At 58.9% G+C, this 23,577-nt stretch carries 24 protein-coding genes; 1 reads left to right on the top strand and 23 read right to left on the bottom strand.

Features of this window, described 5'->3' with window-relative positions; translation table 11 throughout:
- Positions 1-3: 3 nt before the first annotated feature.
- From NH398_RS01635 to NH398_RS01580, 12 genes are all read right to left on the bottom strand, one after another.
- Entirely contained in the window at positions 4-756 is a 753-nt protein-coding gene (locus NH398_RS01635) for an energy transducer TonB (protein ID WP_253016053.1), read from the bottom strand.
- On the bottom strand, positions 753-1,160 hold the full coding sequence (locus NH398_RS01630; RefSeq protein WP_253016051.1) for a biopolymer transporter ExbD: 408 nt from the start codon (positions 1,158-1,160) through the stop codon (positions 753-755). The genes NH398_RS01635 and NH398_RS01630 overlap by 4 nt, the downstream gene beginning before the upstream one ends.
- Complete coding sequence (locus tag NH398_RS01625; RefSeq protein ID WP_159342494.1) at positions 1,153-1,695, bottom strand: MotA/TolQ/ExbB proton channel family protein; 543 nt, start codon at positions 1,693-1,695, stop codon at positions 1,153-1,155. The genes NH398_RS01630 and NH398_RS01625 overlap by 8 nt, the downstream gene beginning before the upstream one ends.
- Position 1,696: 1 nt before the next feature.
- Positions 1,697-3,058: a MotA/TolQ/ExbB proton channel family protein gene (locus tag NH398_RS01620; RefSeq protein WP_253016049.1), complete on the bottom strand. Its 1,362-nt coding sequence runs from the start codon at positions 3,056-3,058 to the stop codon at positions 1,697-1,699.
- Positions 3,055-3,786, bottom strand: coding sequence for a DUF3450 domain-containing protein (locus NH398_RS01615; protein WP_350338764.1), 732 nt, complete (start codon positions 3,784-3,786; stop codon positions 3,055-3,057). Before NH398_RS01615 ends, NH398_RS01620 begins: the two co-directional genes overlap by 4 nt.
- Before the next feature lie 264 nt (positions 3,787-4,050).
- Positions 4,051-5,022 (bottom strand): class 1b ribonucleoside-diphosphate reductase subunit beta, encoded by a 972-nt coding sequence (nrdF, locus tag NH398_RS01610; protein WP_159342496.1) that lies wholly within the window; start codon positions 5,020-5,022, stop codon positions 4,051-4,053.
- A 41-nt stretch (positions 5,023-5,063) separates the two neighbouring features.
- Entirely contained in the window at positions 5,064-7,169 is a 2,106-nt protein-coding gene (gene nrdE / locus NH398_RS01605; RefSeq protein ID WP_159343767.1) for a class 1b ribonucleoside-diphosphate reductase subunit alpha, read from the bottom strand.
- A gap of 56 nt (positions 7,170-7,225) precedes the next feature.
- Positions 7,226-7,675: a class Ib ribonucleoside-diphosphate reductase assembly flavoprotein NrdI gene (gene nrdI, locus NH398_RS01600; RefSeq protein WP_159342497.1), complete on the bottom strand. Its 450-nt coding sequence runs from the start codon at positions 7,673-7,675 to the stop codon at positions 7,226-7,228.
- Between the two features lie 9 nt (positions 7,676-7,684).
- On the bottom strand, positions 7,685-7,906 hold the full coding sequence (gene nrdH / locus NH398_RS01595; protein ID WP_058577666.1) for a glutaredoxin-like protein NrdH: 222 nt from the start codon (positions 7,904-7,906) through the stop codon (positions 7,685-7,687).
- A 253-nt stretch (positions 7,907-8,159) separates the two neighbouring features.
- Entirely contained in the window at positions 8,160-8,771 is a 612-nt protein-coding gene (locus NH398_RS01590; RefSeq protein WP_159342498.1) for a superoxide dismutase, read from the bottom strand.
- 215 nt (positions 8,772-8,986) lie between these two features.
- Positions 8,987-9,913, bottom strand: a complete 927-nt coding sequence (locus NH398_RS01585) for an FAD-binding protein (RefSeq protein ID WP_253016047.1) — start codon at positions 9,911-9,913, stop codon at positions 8,987-8,989.
- 14 nt (positions 9,914-9,927) lie between these two features.
- A complete protein-coding gene (locus NH398_RS01580) occupies positions 9,928-10,677 on the bottom strand; it encodes an electron transfer flavoprotein subunit beta/FixA family protein (RefSeq protein WP_058577900.1) in 750 nt (249 codons plus the stop codon).
- Positions 10,678-11,051: 374 nt separating this feature from the next.
- Here NH398_RS01580 and NH398_RS01575 point away from each other — a divergent pair, with 374 nt between their 5' ends.
- Complete coding sequence (locus NH398_RS01575; protein WP_253016045.1) at positions 11,052-12,716, top strand: electron transfer flavoprotein-ubiquinone oxidoreductase; 1,665 nt, start codon at positions 11,052-11,054, stop codon at positions 12,714-12,716.
- Between the two features lie 65 nt (positions 12,717-12,781).
- Here the strand turns inward: NH398_RS01575 and NH398_RS01570 are convergent, their stop codons facing one another.
- The 11 genes from NH398_RS01570 to pabC form a co-directional block, all read right to left on the bottom strand.
- A complete protein-coding gene (locus NH398_RS01570; RefSeq protein WP_253016043.1) occupies positions 12,782-14,290 on the bottom strand; it encodes a diguanylate cyclase in 1,509 nt (502 codons plus the stop codon).
- Positions 14,283-14,708: a phosphate ABC transporter substrate-binding protein gene (locus NH398_RS01565; protein ID WP_253016041.1), complete on the bottom strand. Its 426-nt coding sequence runs from the start codon at positions 14,706-14,708 to the stop codon at positions 14,283-14,285. The genes NH398_RS01570 and NH398_RS01565 overlap by 8 nt, the downstream gene beginning before the upstream one ends.
- Positions 14,709-14,719: 11 nt before the next feature.
- Positions 14,720-15,889 (bottom strand): porin, encoded by a 1,170-nt coding sequence (locus NH398_RS01560; protein ID WP_253016039.1) that lies wholly within the window; start codon positions 15,887-15,889, stop codon positions 14,720-14,722.
- A 153-nt stretch (positions 15,890-16,042) separates the two neighbouring features.
- Entirely contained in the window at positions 16,043-18,253 is a 2,211-nt protein-coding gene (locus NH398_RS01555; RefSeq protein ID WP_253016038.1) for an ATP-dependent helicase, read from the bottom strand.
- Complete coding sequence (locus NH398_RS01550; protein WP_253016036.1) at positions 18,250-18,810, bottom strand: DUF1285 domain-containing protein; 561 nt, start codon at positions 18,808-18,810, stop codon at positions 18,250-18,252. Before NH398_RS01550 ends, NH398_RS01555 begins: the two co-directional genes overlap by 4 nt.
- A gap of 26 nt (positions 18,811-18,836) precedes the next feature.
- Positions 18,837-19,670: a TatD family hydrolase gene (locus NH398_RS01545; protein WP_253016034.1), complete on the bottom strand. Its 834-nt coding sequence runs from the start codon at positions 19,668-19,670 to the stop codon at positions 18,837-18,839.
- 36 nt (positions 19,671-19,706) lie between these two features.
- Positions 19,707-20,042, bottom strand: a complete 336-nt coding sequence (locus NH398_RS01540; protein WP_159342507.1) for a PilZ domain-containing protein — start codon at positions 20,040-20,042, stop codon at positions 19,707-19,709.
- Positions 20,043-20,065: 23 nt separating this feature from the next.
- Positions 20,066-21,049: a DNA polymerase III subunit delta' gene (locus NH398_RS01535; protein WP_253016032.1), complete on the bottom strand. Its 984-nt coding sequence runs from the start codon at positions 21,047-21,049 to the stop codon at positions 20,066-20,068.
- Positions 21,040-21,693 carry a dTMP kinase gene (gene tmk, locus NH398_RS01530; protein ID WP_253016030.1) on the bottom strand — a complete coding sequence of 218 codons (654 nt, stop codon included), beginning with the start codon at positions 21,691-21,693 and terminating at the stop codon, positions 21,040-21,042. Before tmk ends, NH398_RS01535 begins: the two co-directional genes overlap by 10 nt.
- A 49-nt stretch (positions 21,694-21,742) precedes the next feature.
- Positions 21,743-22,747 (bottom strand): endolytic transglycosylase MltG, encoded by a 1,005-nt coding sequence (gene mltG / locus NH398_RS01525; RefSeq protein WP_366069908.1) that lies wholly within the window; start codon positions 22,745-22,747, stop codon positions 21,743-21,745.
- An 18-nt stretch (positions 22,748-22,765) separates the two neighbouring features.
- The gene (pabC, locus tag NH398_RS01520) at positions 22,766-23,572 is read right to left on the bottom strand and encodes an aminodeoxychorismate lyase (protein WP_253016028.1); all 807 of its coding nucleotides are present in this window, start codon (positions 23,570-23,572) and stop codon (positions 22,766-22,768) included.
- Between the last annotated feature and the right edge of the window lie 5 nt (positions 23,573-23,577).

Here is a 23,577-nt window from a genome sequence, read left to right as displayed (position 1 = left end):
CCGCTACCTTAACTGGAACTCAATACGCTGGGTGGCGCGACGTAACTGCTGACTGGGCTCGAACTGCCAGCGCGCAATCGCTTCTCGTGCGGCGTCTTCGAACACCCGGCGAGGCTGGGCATTGGTCACTCGAATGGAGCTTCCATCGACACTTCCATTACGCTGGATGACGAATTCCACCTCCACGAATCCCTCCATACCGCGGCGCTGTGCACGAGGCGGATAAGACGGATTGACGCGACTCGTCGGAGCTACTTGCCCCACACTCACCGGCTCGTTCGAGGGCGCAGGCTCTGCCGCCGGGGCCGCTTCCCGCTGCGCAGTGGCAGGCTCAGGAGACGGGGCCGCCGTTTCCGTAGGTTCGGGGGCGGGTTCCGGCACAGGCTCAGGTGCTGGCTGGGGCTGCGGTGTAGGCTCAGGGCGCACCTCGGTCAGCTCCGGCAGCTCGCTTTCCAACTCGACGGGCTCTACCGGCGCGTCGGGTAGCTCCACGTCTGGCAGCGTAATCGCGCTAGTGGCGACCGGCGCAGGGGCTGGCGTCGGCATGGGCGGTGGCGGGGGAGCGGCTTGTGCAGGCGCCGGGGGGGGTGTCTCCTGTTCGGGCGCCACCTCCGGCGCTTCCACCACCGTCATGGACATCGACATGATGGGCTCGTCCACCTGCTGCTCTGGAGGAGCTACCAGTAGCGCTAGCATCCAGAAGAGCCCGATGGCCAGGGCAATACCGCCTAGCATCGATAACACATGCCGCATCATGGCCCACTCCGACTCGCTGCCACGGCGACCTGCTCGACACCCGCCTGCTGAAGACGGTCCATGACCTCGATCAACACGCCGGTCGTGGACTCTCGGTCGGCCTGAATGACCACCGAACCCTCACCGCTCAGCATTCCAGCCACCTGCTGCCCAACGCGGTGAACGTCCACGGGCTGTCCATCCACCCAAACCGCCCCTTCCGGCGTGACGGCAACCAACACTTGGGCATCGGGGCGCGGGGTGGCGGCCGACGCCTCAGGGCGATCGATCTCCACTCCGCTCTCTTTGATAAAGCTGGTCGTGACGATAAAGAAGATCAGCATGATGAACACCACGTCCAACATCGGCGTCAGGTTCACCTCGTTGCTATCGTCAGCAGCCTCTACGGAACGGCGTCTACGCATCACTCTCCTCCAAGGCACGCGCTAAGCGGTCATGCAGACGCTGGTCTTCGCGGCGAATAACGTGCTCTAAACGGCTAATAAACAGCATACCCACCACCGCAATGGCCATGCCCGTCAGCGTGGGCAGCGTTGCCCGGGCAACGCCATCGGCCATGGCTCGAGCTTGATGGGTATCGCTCATCGAAAGGCTATCGAAAACGGCAATCATGCCCGTGACCGTCCCCAACAACCCGAGTAGTGGGCAAAGCGCCACGAGCAGCTTGATCCACGGCAGCGGCTGGCGCAGCTTGGCCACCAGCGCAGCACTCCATACATGGCGTAGCGTGCGCGCGCTCCAACTGCGGTGGTCGCTGCGCGCCGCCCAGCGGCGCACCAGCTCATGGCGTGATCGCCGCCAGCTAAAGCGGTAATACCACCACCGCTCGATCGCCATGGCGAACACCACCACGGCCACCAGCGCCAGCACTACGAGTACGGCACCACCTGCATCGAGCAGCCGCTCAACGGGCGCCAGCCAAAGGGGTAACGTAGGCATACTAGGTCACCGTGCGAGCATGGGCCGTCGACTGCGCTTCCAAGTGATCTGCCAGCGTGGCGCTTGACTCACCTTCGATCACCTGAGTAATGAAACGACTACGGCTAGACAGCGCCGTTTGGGCAAACAGCAGCGGTACCGCCGTCACCAAACCCAGTACCGTCGTGACCAGCGCCTGACTGATCCCTCCCGCCATTAACTGCGGGTCGCCCGTGCCAAATACCGTGATGGCTTGGAACGTTACGATCATGCCCGTCACGGTGCCCAATAGGCCCAGCAGCGGTGCAATGGCGGCTAGCAGCTTGACGATGGGCTGACCACGCTCGATTTTAGGCAGCTCGGCGAGTACCGCTTCATCCAACCGCGCTTCCAGCGCCTCCGGGGTTTGATGTTTGTCCATCTCCTTGAAGCGCTGTAGAACACGCCCCAGAGGATTATCGGCACTGGGCTGATCCAGGGCTTGTCGCTGACGACGTACGCGTGCGCTAACCAACAACAGATACAGGTACTGCGCCAAAGCGACCAGCAGGCCGATGCCACCTAGCAGGACGACCACGTAACCGACATAGCCACCCTGCTGAAAACGCTCCCACAGCGAAGGCTGTTGAGCCAGTGCCTCCAGCACGCTGCCTTGGGTGGGGTCGATGGCAAACGCACGGCTCTCTCCCTGATGATACGCCGCCAGAAGCTCGCTGACCGCTGACGGGGTACGCGGCATTTCGGCGAGGGCGCCCTTCTCATCTTGCCCTTGCCGCAGCAGCGCAGACTCGGTGAAAGCGGCAAAATCACCCAGTCGAACGACGCTGCGCGGCGCTATGTCGCCGCTGGCATCCGCGACAGGCAATTCCAAGCGCTCGGCACGGCCCGTGTCCATGGTGAGAGCCGCCAAACGATCGACGACAGCCTCAATGTGCGGACGCTCCAACACGTCGACATCGTTTAAACGCGGTGGCAACGCATCGGCTTCAAGCGTGAGCCAGCTATCCCCTCCCAGCTCGTTGCGAAGTTCTTCACTGTGACGCGTTAGATCTGCCAATAGCGCCGTCAATGCCTCGCCCTGCTCATCTTGGCGCTGAGCAAGTGCCTGCGCCTGCTCGTTCTGCTCGTCCTGCTGCGCTTCGAGCGCAGCCTGCTTCGCTTCGGCAGCCGAGTGGGCATCACGCGCCTCTTGCAAAGCGGCCTCTAACGCGTCTTGATCGTCCAAGAAAGATTGAAGACGCGCTTGGTCACGCGCTTGGGCAGCCTCGCGAGCCTCTCTTAACGAGCCGACATCGTCGCTTTGGGCCATGCCAACGTTGCTGCTCAACGCGCTGACCAGCAGCGTGAGGCAGAGCCAAGCCTTGGGGCGAGAAAACAGACTCATGGCTGCGCTCCTTGGTCGTTAGCCGTGATCGAGAGTGGGAGCTGTAGAAGTTCTGGGGTGCGCTGGTCGGCCGCAATCCGCAGTCCGTTACGCACTTGGCGGCGAGCGGCCTCGTCGAGCGCGAGCCACGTCCCCTCTTCTTTATCCCAGACCCCTCCTTCGCGGCCATCGGGCGTCACGTAGTAAAAGCCAATACGGCCAATCCTCAGGTACTCCACTTCCCTGGGGGAAGCACCCGCTATCTCCAAACGGCCACGCCAGCTATCGACCTCGCGCCCATAGGCGAGCTCCGCCCGCCAGGCTTCGATTAGGCTTGCAATACGTTCGGCGCTGCCCGCTTCGGGACTACCCGCTGACGCCACTCGGGCGAGGCGCTCATCGGTCAAAAAAGGCAGGTCTGACTCGATCCAACGGGTGAGCTGTTCGGTCATGTCCTGTTCGATCATGGGCAGCGCTGCGCGGGTATCGCTCAATGTATCCAGCGCTTGATTCAAGCGTTGCTGGCGTTCGGCCTCACTGGCCAAGCGGCTACTGAGCGTGGCGTTAGCAGCTTCCATCTGACGGGTTTCCCGCTCCAGGCGACGCAGCTCCTCAATGGCGGACCGTGTGGCTTCATCCGCACTATCGATTTGCTGTTGCAACTCAGACTGGGCTTGCTGGGCCTCGACACTTTGGGCCGCTTGATCCATCGTCTCATCACTTGCCATGAGCGTACCGCTGACTAGCACGCCCGCTAGGCAACATCCACGCAAGGCAAAGAAAGGCCTGTTCAGCACGTTATGTCTCCGTCACTGCTCAGCGCGCCATCAACCTCGGCGCGCTAAAACTCATTAGGTATAAGAACGATTTGCGTTTAACGCGTGCAGCGCATAGCGTACCACTAATAGAATTAATGACAATATTTATCATTAACATTCACTGACAGTAACTCGAACGGCAGGCATAAAAAACGGGAGCCTTCGGCTCCCGTAGCGGGCATCACAGCACGACCCTCAAAACGCCCAGTCGTCGTCTTCGGTGGCGACGGCTTTACCAATGACATAGGAGGAGCCCGACCCGGAGAAGAAGTCGTGGTTCTCATCCGCGCTGGGAGACAGCGCGGCCATGATCGTTGGGTCGACGTCCGTCACGCTGCTGGGGAACAGCGGCTCAAAGCCCAAGTTCATCAGGGCTTTGTTGGCGTTGTAGTGAAGGAATTTCTTCACGTCTTCCGAGAGCCCCACTTCATCATACAGCGACTCGGTGTAGCGAACTTCGTTGTCGTACAGCTCTAGCAGCAGCTCATAGGCGTAATCTTTGACTTCCTGCTGACGCTCGGGCGTCTCTTCTGCCAGTGCCTGCTGGAACTTGTAGCCCACATAATAGCCGTGTACCGCTTCATCACGAATGATCAAACGAATCAGGTCGGCGGTGTTGGTCAGTTTGGCGTGACTGGACCAGTACATGGGCAGATAGAAGCCCGAGTAGAACAGGAACGACTCCAAGAAGACGCTCGCTACCTTACGCATTAGCGGATCGTCAGAGCGATAGCGATTCAAAATCAGCTCTGACTTCATCTGCAGCGTCGGATTCTCTTCGCTCCAGCGGAAGGCATCGTCTACATCCCGCGTGGCACACAGCGTCGAGAAAATCGAGCTGTAAGAGCGCGCATGCACCGATTCCATGAAAGCGATATTGGTGTATACCGCTTCTTCATGGGGAGTGCGAGCGTCATCCATCAGCACGGGGGCGCCCACGCTGCTTTGGATGGTGTCCAACAGCGTCAAACCGGTAAACACGCGAATGGTGAGCTGTTTTTCCTGCTGTGTCAGCGTGTTCCACGACTGGATGTCGTTGGAGAGCGGTACTTTTTCTGGCAACCAGAAGTTGCTGGTCAGACGGTTCCACACCTCGAGGTCTTTATCGTCCTGAAGGCGGTTCCAGTTGATCGCATTCACTCGCGACAAACGTTGCATTATGGTCATCAGCGTTCTCTCACAAACATCATCTTAAAAGCGTTACCCGATCACAGCGTGCAGGAGACGCAGCCTTCCACCTCGGTGCCTTCCAGGGCACTTTGGCGCAGGCGGATGTAATAAAGCGTCTTAATACCTTTACGCCAAGCGTAAATTTGCGCCTTGTTGATATCCCGCGTGGTGGCCGTATCCGGGAAGAACAGCGTCAACGAGAGGCCTTGGTCCACGTGCTTGGACGCTTCTGCATAGGTATCGATGATTTTTTCAGGGCCGATTTCGTAGGCATCCTGGAAGTAATCGAAGTTCGCCTCGTTCAAGAACGGGGCCGGATAATAAACGCGACCCAGCTTGCCCTCTTTGCGAATTTCGATTTTCGCTGCCACCGGGTGAATGCTCGACGTGGAGTGGTTGATGTACGAGATAGACCCCGTTGGCGGTACAGCTTGCAGGTTACGGTTGTACAGGCCATGCGCCATCACCGAGGCTTTCAGCGTTTGCCAATCGTCTTGCGTGGGCAGTGCAATACCGCTGCGCTCGAAAAGGTGACGGACTTTCTCGGTACGCGGCAGCCACGCCTGGTCGGTGTACTTATCGAAGAACGTACCCGATGCATAGGTGGAGTCTGCGAACCCGGCAAAGGTCTCACCGTGTTCGATGGCCAACTGGTTCGACGCACGAATGGCATGGAACGCAACGCAGTAGAAGTACAGGTTCGTGAAGTCCAACCCTTCTTCTGAGCCGTAATAAATATGCTCGCGAGCCAGGAAGCCGTGCAGGTTCATCTGGCCAAGACCGATGGCGCGCGATTTGGCATTACCCTCGGCGATGGAGGGAACGCTGCGCAGATTACTCATTTCAGACACGGCGGTCAGGCCGCGAATGGCGATCTCGACGCTGGTGCCGATATCACCGGAATCCATCACCTTGGCGATGTTCATCGAGCCGAGGTTACAAGAGATATCTTGCCCTACCTGACGGTAGCCCAAATCGTCGTCGTACTCGGTCGGCGTATTGACCTGCAGAATCTCGGAGCACAGGTTACTCATGTTGATACGGCCCGCAATCGGGTTGGCGCGGTTGACCGTATCTTCGAACATGATGTACGGGTAGCCAGACTCGAACTGCAGCTCGGCCAGGGTTTGGAAGAAGGCGCGAGCATTGATCTTGTGCTTGCGAATGCGCGCGTCGGCCACCATTTCATGGTACTTCTCGGTCACGCTGATGTCGCCAAACGGCACGCCGTAGACGCGCTCGACATCGTAGGGCGAGAAGAGGTACATGTCGTCGTTGCGCTTGGCCAGCTCGAACGTGATATCGGGAATGGTCACGCCCAGCGACAGCGTTTTGATGCGGATTTTCTCGTCCGCGTTTTCACGCTTGGTGTCCAAAAAGCGCAGAATGTCCGGGTGGTGGGCGTTGAGATAGACCGCTCCGGCACCTTGACGCGCACCTAGCTGGTTGGCGTAGGAGAACGCGTCTTCCAGCAGTTTCATGATCGGAATGATGCCCGACGACTGGTTCTCGATACGCTTGATCGGCGCGCCGGATTCGCGAATGTTGCTGAGCAGGAAGGCCACGCCGCCGCCACGCTTGGAGAGCTGCAGCGCGGAGTTGATGGAACGCCCGATGGACTCCATGTTGTCTTCGATACGCAGCAAGAAGCAAGAGACCAACTCGCCCCGCTGGCGCTTACCACAGTTCAGGAAGGTGGGCGTCGCAGGCTGGAAGCGGCCGCTGATGATCTCGTCGACCAGCGACTTGGCCAGCGCTTCATCGCCACGCGCTAGCGTGAGCGCCACCATGCAGACCCGGTCTTCATACCGCTCGAGATAACGTTTGCCGTCGAAGGTTTTGAGCGTGTAGCTGGTGTAGTACTTGAACGCACCCAAGAAGCTCGGGAAGCGGAATTTGTACGCATACGCCTGCTCGAACAGCGCTTTGACAAACGTAAAACTGTACTGCGCCAGCACGTCGGCTTCGTAGTACTGCTCTTCCACTAGGTAGTCCAACTTCTCTTCCAAGGAGTGGAAGAACACGGTGTTCTGATTGACGTGCTGCAAAAAGTACTGGCGCGCCGCTTCGCGGTCTTTATCCAACTGCAGTTCGCCGTTGGCACCGTACAGGTTCAACATCGCATTCAGCGCATGGTAATCCAGCGTGCGCGCCTCGGTGGCTCCCGCAGCAGGGCGTTGATCTGCCGAGTTTTTTGCAGCTACGTTCTTAGAGACTGAGCTTGACGTTTCCAAAACTCTTCTACTCCTTTGCGGACCTTGGCGACATCGTCATCGGTACCAAACAATTCAAAACGATAAAGCAGCGGCACTTGGCACTTTTGGGCAATGATTCGCCCCGCCAAACCGTATGCGTCACCAAAATTAGTATTACCAGCAGCAATGACACCTCGTAAGAGGTGTCGGTTGTGCTCGTCATTTAAAAACCGAATAACCTGCTTTGGCACAGCCCCATTGGCCGAGCCACCTCCGTAGGTGGGGGTAACCAATATGTAGGGCTGCTCAATGCGTAGCGTCGGGGCTTCACGATGTAACGGCAGCCGCTGTGCACTTAAACCAAGCTTTTCAATAAAACGATGGGTGTTGCCTGACTTGGTGGAAAAATAGACCAGCGTACCTGCCTGCTCGGCTTCCACGTCAGCAGCGTGCATGGGTGACGATTACGCCAACGCTTGGATGCGGTCCGGACGGAAGCCCGACCAGTGCTCTTCACCGACGACCACGACAGGCAGCTGGCGGTAACCCAGCGCTTCGACTTCTGCTTGAGCACCCGTTTCGGCGGTAATGTCGATGACGGTGTAATCAAGGCCTTGCTTATCCAGCGCGCGATAGGTGGCAGTACACTGTACACAGGCAGGCTTGCTATAAATTTGGATTTCCATGGCTATTTTCCCTTTTCATAGCGGCAATTTTCAGGTAGTGCGCAGCGCTTGCTCTACCCCTCTAAAAGTCACCACGCATACTATATATAGACCAAGAGAAAATCAATTCAAGCATATATGGTATTTTTTCATCCACAGGTTATTGACAGTTCATGCCCAGCGCTATACCCAGACACAAAAAAACCGCCCCCCTGGTAGGGAGCGGCTTTCCAGCGGTGTCAGTAACTGACACCGCCCTCACAGGTCGTGAGTATTAGGCGATGGCGGCTTGGTAACGACGCTCAACATCTTCCCAATTCACCACGTTGAAGAAAGCATCCACGTAGTCTGGACGCTTGTTCTGGAACTTCAGGTAGTACGCGTGCTCCCAAACGTCCAGACCGAGTACGGGCGTGTTGCCGTGCATCAACGGGCTATCTTGATTGAGGGTATTTTCGACGACCAGCTTTTTCTCAGGCGTGACGGACAACCATGCCCAGCCGCTGCCGAAACGGCCCAGCGCGGCTTTTTTGAAGGCGTCTTTGAACGCATCAAGGCCGCCCAGCTCTGCGTCGATGGCTTTAGCCACGTCGCCATGCGGCTGGCCGCCACCGTTGGGTGACATCATTTGCCAAAACATGGAGTGGTTAGCGTGGCCGCCACCGTTGTTGATAACGGCTTGGCGCTTCTCTTCGGGTACGCGATCCAGGTTCGCCACCAGCTCTTCCACCGGCACGTCTTCTAGACCGGTGCCTTCCAGCGCACCGTTCAGGTTGGTGACGTAGGTGTTGTGGTGGCGAGAGTGGTGAATTTCCATCGTCATCGCGTCGATGTTCGGCTCGAGAGCATCGTAAGCGTACGGCAGTTCAGGAAGGGTATGTGCCATGCTATCTTCTCCTTGAGTGGCTTCTGTTGCGTTCACTACATTAGGTGTGGTCTTACTCCACCCTTTTCAACCACCGCCCCGGCAATTTTTTACCATCGGCGGCAAATCTTTGTCCCAGTACCTTAGTCAACTATTGTCAGTTTATCGAACCCGCCCGCAATAAAAAAGCCGACTTCTGGCGAAGTCGGCTTTTGACAGGCAGCAAGTTCAATGACTTACAGCTTGCTTTCCAGCTCAGGCAGGATCTCGAACAGATCTCCTACCAAGCCATAGTCGGCCACCTGAAAGATCGGTGCTTCGTCGTCTTTGTTGATGGCGACGATCACCTTGGAGTCTTTCATGCCTGCCAAGTGCTGGATCGCACCTGAAATACCCACCGCAATGTAGAGTTCGGGCGCGACGATCTTACCAGTCTGGCCCACCTGCATGTCGTTGGGCACGAAGCCCGCATCGACCGCCGCACGGGAAGCGCCAATGGCCGCGCCCAGCTTGTCGGCAATGCCGTCCAGCAGCTTGAAGTTCTCGCCGTTGCCCATGCCGCGGCCACCGGAGATCACCACCTTGGCACCGCCGAGTTCCGGACGGTCGCTTTGCGCCAGCTCTTGTTTGACGAAGCTGGACTGGGCGTTGTCGGCGACGAAATCCACCGCTTCCGTTGTGGCGCTGCCGCTGGTGCCGACTGCATCAAAGCCGGTGGTACGGATGGTGATGACTTTTAGCGCGTCGTCGCTTTTGACCGTGGCGATGGCGTTACCGGCATAGATCGGGCGCAGGAAGGTATCGGCGCTTTCGACGCCAATCACATCCGACAGCTGGCTAACATCTTTCAGGGCCGCCAGGCGCGGCAGGACGTTTTTACCGGTGGTGGAGGCGCTGGCCAGTACGTGGGTGTAATCACCTGCCAGCTCCACCAGCAGCACGCCCATGGGCTCGGCCAGCTGGTGGGCGTACACGGCGTTGTCCGCCACGCGTACTTTGCTCACGCCGTCGAGTTTTGCAGCGGCGTCTGCCGCCGCCTGGACGCCTTCACCGGCGACCAGCACATCGATATCGCCACCGATGGCCTGGGCCGCCGCCACGACGTGGGCGGTGGCGCTGGCCAACTGACCTTCATGAAGGTCGGCAAGTACCAGAATGCTCATGAGATCAGCTCCTTTTAAAGCACTTTGGCTTCGTTTTTCAGTTTGTCGATCAGCTCGTCGACCGAGGCGACTTTGATACCGCCTTTGCGCTCGGCGGGGGATTCCACTTTGAGCAGCGTGACTTTGGAGGCCACTTCCACGCCGTAGTCAGCGGGGGTTTTGACATCCAGCGGCTTTTTCTTGGCCTTCATGATGTCCGGTAGCTTGGCGTAGCGCGGCTCGTTGAGGCGCAGGTCAGTGGTGACGATGGCCGGGAGTGTCAGCGCGACGGTTTGCAGGCCGCCGTCGATTTCACGGGTCACGTTGACCTTGTCGCCGTCTACCGCCACTTCCGAAGCGAACGTGCCTTGCGGCAGGTTAGTCAGCGCGGCGAGCATCTGGCCGGTCTGGTTGTTGTCGGTGTCGATGGCCTGCTTGCCGAGGATGACGAGGCCGGGCTGCTCTTCGTCCACCACTTTGGCTAGCAGTTTGGCCACCGCCAGCGATTCGGCGCGCTCGTCGGTTTCAATGTGGATAGCGCGGTCGGCACCCAGCGCCAGCGCGGTGCGCAGCTGCTCTTGGGCGGCCTTGGGGCCCACGGTCACGGCCACGACTTCGGTGGCCACGCCCTTCTCTTTCAGGCGCACCGCTTCTTCCACGGCAATTTCGCAGAAGGGGTTCATGGCCATTTTGACGTTGGTAAGGTCCACATCAGAATGGTCCGCTTTGACGCGGATTTTGACGTTGTAGTCGATGACGCGTTTCACCGCGACGAGTACTTTCATAGGTTCCTCGCTTGGCTCGTGATAGAAGCCGTTAACCTGACTAGGCGCCGCCACCTAGTGGCCGCGCTCAAAATTCATGCAAGCGTTTGATAGGCTAGTAAATGAAAAACCCTATCAATTTGCCACAGCCTACCCACCAGCAACAACTTTCTCTTCGTGCGGCCTTGGTCGTAGCCCGCTGGTATCGCTGCTCGTACCGACACTTATAAAGTGTGCTTTTGCCATCGTAGGGGTGACCTGACACGGGTATTATGCCTATCATGGGAGATAACCAGAAGCAAACGACCGTTTTAAATTAAGGCCATCTTTTCATAAGCTAGTGCCCATTCGCTAGCCCGATACAGATGGCACTTATGAGAATAAGGAGAAACCGGGTGGAAAACGTTGAACGCGATGTAATGGACTTTGACGTTGTCATCGTCGGCGCAGGCCCATCAGGGCTTGCCGCCGCTTGCCGCTTGATGCAGCAAGCCAACGAGGCCGAGCAAGAACTCACCGTCTGTGTCGTGGAAAAAGGCTCAGAGGTCGGCGCCCACATTCTCTCTGGGGCCGTCTTTGAACCTCGCTCACTGGCGGAGCTGTTTCCCGACTGGGAAGAGCGTGGTGCGCCTCTCACGACCCCTGCCGTTCGCGACGATGTATACCTGCTCAAAGATGCCGACAAAGCGCAGAAGATTCCCAATGCGCTTGTGCCGAAAAGCATGCACAACACCGGCGGCGATTTGACGCGCTACGTAATCAGTGCGGGCAACCTGTGCCGCTGGCTTGCGGAGCAGGCAGAATCGTTGGGCGTCGAGATTTTCCCAGGATTCGCCGCTCAGGAAGTGATCGTCGAAGAGGGTGTCGTTCGCGGTATTTTGATTGGCGACATGGGCGTCGGTGCCGATGGCACTCCTAAAGATGGCCACATGCCCGGTATGGAGCTGCGTGCCAAGTACACGCTCTTTGCCGAGGGTGCGCGCGGCCACTTGGGCAAGCGGCTGATCAATGACTTCTCTCTGAATGCAGGCCGTGACCCACAGCACTACGGCATCGGCTTGAAAGAACTATGGGATGTGCCCGCCGACAAGCACGAGCCCGGCTTGGTCGTCCACGGCTCTGGTTGGCCGCTGGATAGCAATACCCACGGCGGCTGGTTCCTTTACCATGCAGAGAATCAGCAGGTCGTCGTTGGGCTGATCATGGATCTTGGCTACCAGAACCCGTGGCTATCACCGTTCGATGAATTTCAGCGCATGAAGCACCACCCGGTGCTAAGCCAATACCTGGAAGGTGGTAAACGCGTGGCCTATGGCGCGCGGGCCATTGCCAAAGGCGGGTACAACTGCCTGCCGAAAATGACGTTCCCTGGCGGCCTGCTCATTGGCTGTGATGCGGGTACGCTCAACTTTGCCAAGATCAAAGGCCTACATACCGCCATGAAATCAGGCATGGTCGCAGCCGAGAGCGTCTTCGAGGCCATCCAAGGGGGTGATGAAGGTGGGCAAGAGCTCGCCAGCTTCACCCGCAAATGGGAAGCCAGCTGGGCCTATCAGGAGCTCAAAGAGAGTGCGAGCTTCGGCCCGGCCATTCATAAATACGGCACGGTTGGCGGCGGTGCCTACAACTTCGTGAACCAACTGCTGGGCAATAAACTCCCCAACGTTCATGACACCACCACTGACCATGGGGCACTAAAGCCAGCCGCCGAATTCGAGAAAATCGACTATCCGAAGCCGGACGGCAAGCTATCGTTCGATAAATCCACCTCGGTGTTTTTATCGAATACGAACCACGAAGAGGATCAGCCTTGCCACCTGCGCCTTGCAGACCCCGATCTACCGATTCGTGAGAACTTGCCCAAATACGCCGAGCCCGCACAGCGCTACTGCCCGGCCGGGGTGTATGAAGTCGTCGAAGATGATCAAGGCCAGCCGCGCTTTCAGATCAACTTCCAGAACTGCGTGCACTGCAAGACCTGCGATATCAAAGATCCAGCCCAGAACATTACCTGGGTAGCTCCTGAAGGGGGCGGTGGTCCCAACTACCCCAACATGTAACTGCGTCTCGCCGTTGGCTGCCCAAACGAGGGCAGCCAACGGTGCTCCCTTCTGCATTCGCGCCTTTAGCGCGACGGCTCTTCATGAAAATACGCGGTATTCTTTCCCGCCTGCTTGGCGCGATACATGGCGGAATCGGCACGCTTCATCAGCGTTTGCTCATCGTCTCCATCGTCTGGAAACAGCGCCACTCCAATACTGACCGAAATCAAACACGTCTGTCCCTGCAACGAGAAAGGCTCTTGAATCGCAGCCACCAACTGCTCGGTGACACGCGTCACGGGTTCCCGCTGGGTGATGTGTCTTAGCAGAATGACGAATTCATCGCCTCCCAGTCGGGCGACAACGTCGTGTTCACGCACGGAAGATAGCAGCCGTTTAGCCACCAGCTTGAGCAGCTTATCCCCCGCCTCATGGCCCAACGTATCGTTGACGCTCTTGAAGCGATCTAAGTCCAAGAATAGAAGCGCAAAGCCCCCCTCCGTCCCCCGGTACCGCCCAATCGCGTGATCCACCAAATAGCTAAGATATGCCCGGTTCGGCAACTGGGTCAGCGTATCGTGAAACGCAAGATGTTCGATATAGTGCGCGTGACGCAGCCGCTCATCCGTCACCAGCTGACGCTCGCGGTGAAGCTGGTGGCTAAGCCGCGCCAGAAGTCCGAGGATCATTAGTGCCGCAAGGCTCACGAAGAGCGCGCGCAGCCAGTAGCGACGTTCCATCGGGTAAGCGCGCGCCAACTGCTCCTCCACGGAGATACCGACCACGATGGACAAAGGGAAATGGAACAGTGGGCGTACTAGCGTTAGCCGCTCGACATCCTGCCAACGGGTAATGAAGGGCGTGTCGTCACTACTCATGATTTCATCATACGTCGGTAGCGCCATGGCGATGCTGGAGTACAGCCGAGTACCGCTTCGACCAATGCGGGTGACGTTACTCGCATCCACTAGCGCAAGTAGCCCCTGCTCTCCCAAGGCATTCTCGTTATAACCGCTAACGAAGTAGTCAGCGCCGACGGTTAGCGTCACCCACTCGGTCGCATCACGACCATGGCTCAGCATTCTGGCAAACAGCAGCTGCTGTCGCCCCGCCGACGAAAACGCCTCGACCAGCAGCCCGGGGGCCTCTGGCAGCGCAGGCACACTGTCACGCTGCGTGGCCGGCTCCCAAGCGCCCGTACGCTCTTTGACCCGTCCCTGTCCGTCTACGATGCTGACCGAAAAAATCACCTCAGGGGGCAACAGGTTACGCTCCGCCAGCGTTGCTAAAATGTCTGAGCGCTGCTGACTGGCGACGAAGTCGACGAGCTTCAACGTCGCATCGATCTCCCGCAGCGATCTCAACACCCTGGCTTCGTAGGTGTCCGCCATGTCACCAATCGAGAGTTCGATTTGGCGCTTGATCGCGGCCTGCTCACGGCTGACCAGATAGTGGGTGCTACTCAGAATGACCAGCACGATCAACACCCCGGCCGCGCCAAAGAGCGTCAGCGGCTCAGCTAGCCGATGTCGCCATGAGCGCGCGGCATGTTGCGCGTCCAGGCGCAGTACTGGACCTCGGATGTTATTCAACGGTGACCACCTTCAACCGCTCGTCCAAAAATCGAGCGTCAATGTAGCCGAGCGCGTTGGGATCGCGAACGAGCCGCTCTACCACCGCCTGACTATCCGCAAAGGTTTGTGGCGGTTGACCGCGTCCCGTAAAAATCAGCCTTGCCCAGTGAGCGCGCAACTGGGCCGGTGTTTTTCCAATGTAGCGACGATAAAACTCGCCGCGCTCCCGTGACCGCTCGGATTGGTCGATAGGCGTGACCACCGTTCGCCCCTGGCGCAGCGTTCGGCTCTCCAAGTAAAGGTCTTTGAGCTCTTGCCGCTGAATCCGGGTCAATTCTGCCTCGGCGGATACCACCACGAGCAGATCCGCAACGCCTGTACAAGGAAGTAGAGCGAACAGTAAACAGCAGCACCATCGGGGTAATCGCTTAGCCATCGTCACTCTCCCTAAAACACAAAGTCGAGCGCAAGGCTGAACAAATTCATGTCGCCACCTGGCTGAAAGCTGGGCTGCTGATTGATCAGCCCACCAGGCGATCCAGAACGAAAATCGATATGGTCATACTGTACCGTCAACGCCATTCCGGGTCGAAAATCCCATCGCAAACCAAGAGTGCTGCTGTCCTGAGACAGACTGGACGACAAGAGCGCATTGAGCGTGCCATTGAGCAATACGGCCGCATCGGACAACGGAGGAGGATAAAGCGCCGAGGGCAGGCCGGGCTCGGACCGATTGCTGAGCACGCGGGCTCTGCCCACCCCTGCATAGGGGGTCCATTGCCCAATGCGGTATCCCGCCGTCATGTGGGCGCTTTCGATAGTACCCAACAACGTTGACGATGAGAGCCGCGCCCACTCCCCCTCTACGAACCATGAACCCGGGTCGTAGTTTACGCCGACGCTCAAAATACGCACCGGTTTACCATCCACTTCGTAGCGGTCGGCCAGCGCCTCTCCAGGCGGTCCAAACAGTCGATACACATCAAAAAACTGGGTCAGCTCCTGCGCTCTGACATTGACCTCGCCATAGCTGGCAAAGAGCGTCGTATCGCCCCATCGGGTGTGCTGAGAGACTCCCCACGAGTCAGAAGACTCGATATCCCCCGTTTCATATTCAAGGCTACCGCCACCGTAGCTAAGACGCAGATCGTTAATCGACTCTCCCAGATAGTAGCGATAGCGTAGATCGACGCCATCGAAGTTGGCGACGGGAACCAGACGGTAAATTTCCGCAGGCGGTCTGACCCAAGGCGTCGCAAAACTCACTTTGCGGTATTCGGAGTTCATAAAGCTGCCTTGCACCATTCGCCCAGCACGGAGGCTGAGCGTCGGCGTGGCGTCATACTGCAGATACGCCCACTCGATGTCTGGGGAGAAAGAACCATCGAAGCGCTTTTCGCTGACGACCTGGACGGTCGCGGAGAGTGAAGAGGTGGCGGCTAGCGTCGTTTGAAGTCCCAACCGGCTATCGACTTCAGCACTCCACTCCCCGCTGTAGCCAGCGCCGGAGGACGCCAGTGGGTCGGCGACGAAATCGGCATTGGTCACATCGGAATGCACCACGCCCAGCGTGCCAAACCCATTCAGGGTAACGCTAGGCAGTGAGGTGTCGGCCATGGTAGCGCCGCTGTATACCGCGAAAGAGATGGCGCAAGACCAGACGAACTGCCTTCGCATGCCGATTACCTGTTGGGTAAATAGTTAACTGCAAAGCATTTAATCGGCCAGATTAGGTGAAGTCAAACACCATGTGCGCGCGAAGCGTCAACGTCAGCTCACGGCGCTGTTCGCAGGCTCCATGATTTCGATAGGCGCGCGGCGCGCGATCAAACGTCGCCGCCCCGCCTGGGCAAAACGTACGTCGATGACCGGGTCCGAGGGGTTTCCTTCGACGGCCGCGACTTCGCCCTCGCCAAAGACCGCATGCAGCAGTCGCTGGCCAGGGTAGAAGTGGCTATTGGCTTGGTAGCCGGCAGCGGGTTCTTTCACCTGGGGTGCCGCCAAGGGAATGTCCTCACGCCCTACTTTTGTCAGATAGCGCCCCACCAGACTGGGAGAGTTCACCTCAATGGGCTCGCTAGGCGGCCGCGAGTGCGCGAGGCACTCGGCAATGCGCATACCGTCCTGCCAGGCGCTTTCCGCGATGAAGCGACTCGGCTTATGAGCTCCGCCATCGTGCAGCACGAGCAGTTGCTCCTTGGCACGAGTGATGGCGACATAGAATAGCCGCCGCTCCTCTTCTAGCCGCTCATCGCTGAGGGGATTGTCGCGGCTGTAGTGAGGAAAGTCTTCTTCATTGACGCCCGCCACCGCGACCAAGGGCCACTCCAATCCTTTGGCACCGTGCACCGTGCTGATCAGCACGCCACCTGCCTGATTCTCTACGGGACGCTCGAGCAGTTCGATAAACGCATCGGGATCTTGCACGCTCTGGGCCTGCTCGATCAGCACGTCCAGCAGGCGCACGTCCTCCTCCCCCTTATCGCGTCTCGCCGCGGCGCGCTTCAACGTCTTTTCCGCATCGATAGCTTCGACCACGTGGCTAAGCAGTTTTGCCGGTGGCCAAGCACTCAGCGTTGGCAACTCACACAGCAATTCCCAGCGTTTTTTGAGAGTGCGCCGCTGGAGCGGTTTCAATGAAGCCAGCACGGGTTCTTGGCGCTCCGGCCACTGCTGAGTGCTCGCTAGCTGGTGGGCCAAGCGCTGCAAACGCTCTCTGGCAACGAACGGGGTCGGCTGGGCTAATAGCAGCAGCAGTTGTTCGGGATCGTGTAGCAGTTCAGGACGCCTGGAGAGCTTCAAATAGCCAGCCAGCGCTTGCACCAAAGGCAAGCGAAATACGAAGCGGTCTTCCCGCAATAGCCGAAAGGGAATGCCCGCCTGAAGCAGCGCGAGCTGGAACGGTACCGACAGTGCCCAACTACGCACGAGCAGGCTGGCATCGCTCAATGCCCGCCCCTGGGCCTGCCAATCCACGAGTGCATCAAACAGCAAGCGGCTGCCTTGGCCCACAAAGACACGGGTATTGGGATTTTGGGCGTCCGCCAAACAGAGCTGATCCGGCCGACGCTGATTGGCCATGATGGCGTGATTGGCCGTGAGCGCCAGCGCGTGACCATGACGAAAGGTCATCGACAGGGGATAGTCGGTGGCGTCGCCGAAGGTAGCGGTAAAGTTCTCCAGCATCGTATCGGGACGCGCCCCCCGCCACTCATAAATGCACTGATTGGCATCGCCAACCGCCATGACGTTCGCCGTGGGGCCAGCCAACACGGCAAGCAGCCGCTGCTGAACCGTATTGATGTCTTGATACTCATCGACGATCACATGATCCAAAAACCCTTCGACACGCTGGCGAAGTGAGGCATCGGCTTCCAGGGCCTGCAAGGGGCGGTAGAGCAGATCCGCATAGCTCATCACTCCCTCCGCCTCCAGAAGGCGTTCGGCCTCGACGAAGGCGGCAGGAAAGTAGTCCGTGTCTGGCTCGAACTGAAGCCGCTCGTAGAGCGTCTCAGCGGGCAACATTTCCGCCTTTACCAACCCGCAAAAATGCGCCAGCGCTTCCAACCGGTCGCCCTCTAGCGCAGCGTCGCGGCGCTCCACTTGGTCGGCCAGCACGTTCAAACTGGCCTGACGCAGCAAGCGCTCCATCTGCCACTCGGCGGAGAGTAACCGTCGAGGCGCCAGCGCCCCCCAACGACACAAGCTCTGCGTGAGACGATGTCCTAAAGAGTGAAACGTGCGCACATCAGGCAGCGGCTGCCCCGCAGGCGCCATACTGGCCAAGCGTCGCTGAAAATCCTCTTTTGCGGAGCGGTTGAACATCAGCACCAGCATCCGCTTGGGAGCAACGCCGCTCGACAGCAGATGCAGTACTCGCGCGGCCATGGTCGTGGTCTTACCCGCCCCTGCCACGGCGGCAACACGAGCATGCCCTTCGCCATGGTGAACCACCGCTTGCTGTTCGGCCGTTAGCTTCACGGCGCCTCACTTGGCATGCTATCGCTCCATTGGCCAAGCGGGTGCCAGTGTCCTGCACTGTAGAGCAGGCAAGCCGTGTGCCCTTCGGCGGTTTCGTCGACGCGGGCTTGCTCCACCAAGCGATAGAACACGTTACGATGCAGCCGAGCCGCCAAGCCAAAACGAATGGCACACTCGGGTGCTAACTCGCCGTCGGGTGTCATCGACAGCGATAGGGGGTGATCACCGTCAAGGCGCACCACATCCTCGAACTGGGTCGTCAGCCACCAGGCATCGTCGCGAAAATTGGCCTCGACGATCATTAAAGGGCGATCGTCAACGGTCACTCGCCAGCGCTCCGCAGGAGTCACTAGGCAATACCCGTCCGCATCCCGCCGTAAAAGGCTGGCAAGCAGTTTAGCAATCGCCGGGCGCGCGAAGGGCCTGCCTTCATGCAGCCAAGTGCCATCCGCCTGGATGCGAATGTCTATATCGCCCGATAGCGCGGGCTGCCAAGTGTCGACAGGGGGAATGGTCGCCGAGCCGCCGGATTGCTGAAGTAGCCGATCAATGTTCATTGCCATACTCCCCAAAAGACCGCGCGTTACACTACCAGGCCAGATTGTGCCAGCGCCTCTTTTACATGGGCAGGCGCATCGGGCGCGGCAGCACGGAAAAGATGGTAGAAGTTCACCGTCGTCTGCATGGCGACTTCATCGACGCTGATGCCTCGTTCACGGGCAATGCACTCAGCCACCTCGACGACCCACGCGGGTTCGTTGGGCTTACCGCGGTGGGGAACGGGTGCCAAGTAAGGGCTGTCGGTTTCGATGAGCAGCCGATCCAATGGAAGCTGGCGTGCCAGCGTGCGTAACGACGCGGCGTTGCGAAAGGTGATAATACCGGAGAGCGAAATGTAAAACCCCAGCCGCACGGCTTCTCGGGCCATCTCCAGGCCTTCGGTGAAGCAGTGGATCACACCTCCCACCTGCGGATTGCTATACTCCCGCAGCAGCGCCAACGTATCTTCTTTCGCCTCACGGGTATGGATGATCACCGGTAGCTCTAGTTCGCTCGCGGCCATCAGGTGCCGTTTGAAGCGCTCATGCTGGACGCTTAGCGGTACGCTCTCCTGGTAGTGATAATCCAGCCCGGTTTCGCCAATGGCCACCGCGCCATACTGCTCGGCAGCGTCGACGATCTCGTCGACGCTGGGTTCGTGCGCCGCTTGATACAGCGGATGCAGACCGGCGGAGATCGCAACGTCATGGTGCTCTCTGGCAATGGCGGCGAGCCCAGGCAGCTCCTCCAGCGTCGTCGAAATCGCGAGAAACTGGCTAACGTTCGCTTGACGCGCAGCGTCCAGGGTGGCCGCCACATCGCCACCGTGGGTATGTTCCGATAAACGGTCGAGATGACAGTGAGAGTCGACAAACATGCAGGGCTCTTTGAGTGTAAAGAAAAAAGTGCTGAATTAGAGCGTAAATGAAGGAGGCGCTTTATCGAGCTGGCCCGCCAGCAGCGTCTCGATACGATCGCGAACGGAGTAATCCTGCTGGCTAAAGTGCACGCCAATGCCCGGCATACGCCGACCGCTCACGCCTTCGGGAGATATCCAAATCACCTGCCCTGTCACCGAAAGACGCTCACTCTCCCCTGGCAGGGTCAGCAGCAGCATGACCGACTGCCCAAGGCCGTAGAGTGTTTTCGTCGGTACGAAAATACCTCCACGGTCCAAAAAGGGCATATAGGCGGAAAGCAGCGTCGGCACATCCGGTATCGTCAAAGAGAGCGCTTTTTGGGCAGCCATCACGACCTCGTTACAACAAGTGGTTAGGAGCGCAGCAGCGCAGACCAGCGAACTAGCCACGCTTCCAAAACGAGCTGGGGATTTGGGTTGGCACCTACGGCGAACAGGCGGCGCTGCTCTCGGGCGTAATCCAGCAGCCGGAACCAGTCTTGAACGCGGCCATTTTTGACCGCCTGTCGATAGAGCGGCACCAAATCGGGATTGTGCAACACGCTCTGCTCGCCGGAAAGCCCCAGACGAATCAAGTCCTCAAGCCATGCGATACCGTACCACAAGATGGCATCGATGGCTTGGCGATCCAGCCTCGCGGCTTCCGATACCGGCTCTGCACCGCGTACCAACTGCTCGAAACAGTCGTGAATTTGATGCCGTAGGGCACGCTCATCGGGGGCAGCAAGTTCCACTGCCAAGAGCGGTAACCCGCCGGAGACGCGCCACCAAAAGTGTGCCTCATCATCTCCCAGGTGCTGCGTCAGCCAGCCTTTACATGCCTCGAACGGTACGCTGGCCAGTGGCCACTGCTGACAGCGTGAGCGAATGGTCGGCAGCGTGCGAGACGGCACGTCCGATACCAGGATAAAGAGCGTTTTGTCGCCAGGCTCTTCCAAGCTTTTCAACAGCGCATTGGCAGCGGCAACGTTCATCGCTTCCGCCGGGGAAATGACAATAACGCGATAACCGCCCTGCTGGGCCGTTTGCGACACGAACCGGTTCACATCGCGGATCGGGTCGATACGAATTTGACGCTTCCCCTCTTCCGGCGACACCCGCAACAAGTCAGGGTGATAGCCCGAGGCCAGCATGGCGCAGCTATGGCACTGTCCGCAGGCCTGATCACCTGGCGCTGCACACAGCGTTCTGGCGATCAGCGCCTCCGCCAACTGCTGCTTGCCGACGCCATGGGCACCGCTGATCAGCAGCGCGTGGGGGAGTCGTCCGCTATCGGCCAGACGCACCAACTGCTGCCAGGTCGAATGGTGCCAGGGCAAAACGCCGGTTACCGCCATTGCGCAACCCGCTCTTCCAGCACACGACTCAGCGCTACTTGAACGTCTTGCAGCGGCTGGGCCGCGTCAATGAGTGCAAAACGCTCCGGCGCAGACGCGGCTCTTTCTAGATAAGCGCGGCGCACGGCCATGAAGAACTCTACACGTTCTTGCTCGAACCGATCACGCTGCGTATTGAGATCGCGCAAACGGCCCTCAAGGCGCTCCTTGGCAGCCTCTGGGGACATATCGAGCAGTAGCGTCACATCCGGAGCAAGCCCCCGCTGCACGAACTGCTCCAACTGTGCGATACGCTGTGCATCGATACCACGTCCACCGCCCTGGTAGGCAAAGGTCGCGTCGGTGAAGCGATCACACACCACCCACGCGCCCCGCTCCAGCGCGGGCAGAATTTTCTCCGCTAGGTGCTGTGCACGGGCGGCAAAGACGAGTAGCAGTTCAGCGTCCACGCTCAGTGGCTCAGTGGGCGACGGGTCGAGCAGCAGCTCGCGGATGGCCTCTGCACGTGCCGTACCACCGGGCTCCCGTGTGCGCACCACCTCGATCCCCCGCTCCTTTAGCCACGCTTCGACAAACGCTACATTGGTCGACTTACCGACTCCCTCACCGCCTTCCAGAGTGATGAAGCGCCCACGCTTGCTCATTGCTGCCCCTTACTCAATTGAGACACCATCTATGGTCGATGGCGGCGATTTAACGATTACGAATATAGCGATTGACGGCATTATTATGCTCGCGCAAGGTGCGCGAAAAGTGGTGCGTGCCATCGCCTCGGGAGACGAAATAGAGCGTGTCGCCAGGCAGAGGGTTCACCGCGGCCTCCAGCGCAGCACGCCCCGGCATGGCGATCGGGGTGGGCGGCATACCGTCGATCACGTACGTGTTGTAAGGCGTCGCTTCCCGCAGGTCTGCACGGGTGATTCGGCCATCATACCGCTCCCCCATCCCATAAATGACCGTTGGGTCCGTCTGTAGGCGCATGCCACGCTCCATACGCCGCTTGAAAACGCCGGCAATTTCCCGACGCTCTTCCGGCGCACCGGTTTCCCGTTCGATCAACGAGGCCATAATGAGCGCTTCGTAAGGGGAATCGATCGTGAGATCCTCGTCCCGTTCTGCCCACACCTCCTCCAGAATACGCTCCATCCGCTCCAGCGACTGACGCAAGATGTCCACATCGCTCATGCCCAAGTGATAGCGATAGGTGTCGGGAAAGAACCAACCTTCTGGATACGTACCATCACGGCCCAAGAGCGACATGATCTTTTCATCGCTCATGTCGGCCGTGCGGTGCTCAAGCTTGGGAGCCGTATCGAGCAGGGCGCGCATTTGGCGAAACGTCCAGCCCTCAGGCACAGTCAGCGAGTAGGTCACGACATTGTTACTGCCAAGTAGAGCAATGACCTCCAATCCGCTCATCCCAGGCATGAGACGATACTCACCCACGCGCAGCTGCGGCACTTGCTCTGGGTCGATGCGAGCCAGCAGCCGATACGCCCAGGCATCCTCTAGCACGCCTTGCGAAGCCAAATCACGTACGACCTGATGAAATCCAGCACCTGCAGGTACTTGGTAAAGGGTGGGCTCCTCAAGGGCAATGGGTGCCGCAAGGCGCTGCTGCCAATAGGCATAGCCACCCAGCACGGCGGCCATGGCCAGCACCACCAATACCCCTAAGACGGCAAATAACCGTTTCACGTTGATACCTCGATCATGTTATGGAAACACGCTTGGATAGCCCAGCAGCCGATGCGCTTCGGTTTGTAACGGGTCCACTGCAAAACGCGGCCAGGTTGCCAGCTCGCAACCGTGCGCCTCTCTCAATTCACGCACGGGCCAAACCCCTTGCACTGAATTGCCTACCCAGAGTCGCTCGACGCTGGGTAGGTCGTCGACGGCCAGCGGCGCCTCATGGATGATGCCAGCGTCAAGCAGAGCCGCGCGCAAGGTCCCCGCAACACCGCACTGATCGACGCGCGGGGTATACAGGCGTCCCCGTGACGACCAAAAGAGATTCATGCTGGTGGCTTCCACGACGTTACCTGCTTGGTCGACGAGAAGCCCTTCGGCGACATGGGGCTCGTGCCACTCCTGACGCGCCAGCACGTTCTCCAGACGATTGAGATGCTTGATGCCTGCGAGTAGCGGCTGGTGCCCCAACCGAAGGTGGCATAGACGCACGCACACACCATGCTGCCAACGCGATTGATTGGCCGTAAAGGGCGTACGTCGAGCTAACAGTCGTGGTGCTACCTGATCAGGTAACGCATACCCTCGACCGCCGCTTCCACGGGTCAAGATCAGTTTAAGAACTTCCAGCGCTGCCTCAGGTGGCGATTGCCACGCCTGAGACAGCTGCCGAGCAGACGGCAATGGAATATTCAAACGTTGGCAGCCCTTTGCCAATCGGGCGTGATGATACTCCCACAGCACGGGCTGCCCATCGCGTAGTAAGACGGTTTCGAATAGACCATCGCCATACGCCAGCCCGCGGTCATCGAAGGGCACCTGGGGCATCGGCATCAAGG

Origin of the sequence: Halomonas sp. CnH100-B, from assembly GCF_024124605.1 — a bacterium.
Lineage (GTDB): Bacteria > Pseudomonadota > Gammaproteobacteria > Pseudomonadales > Halomonadaceae > Vreelandella.
This window is presented reverse-complemented; position numbering and strand designations above follow the sequence as displayed.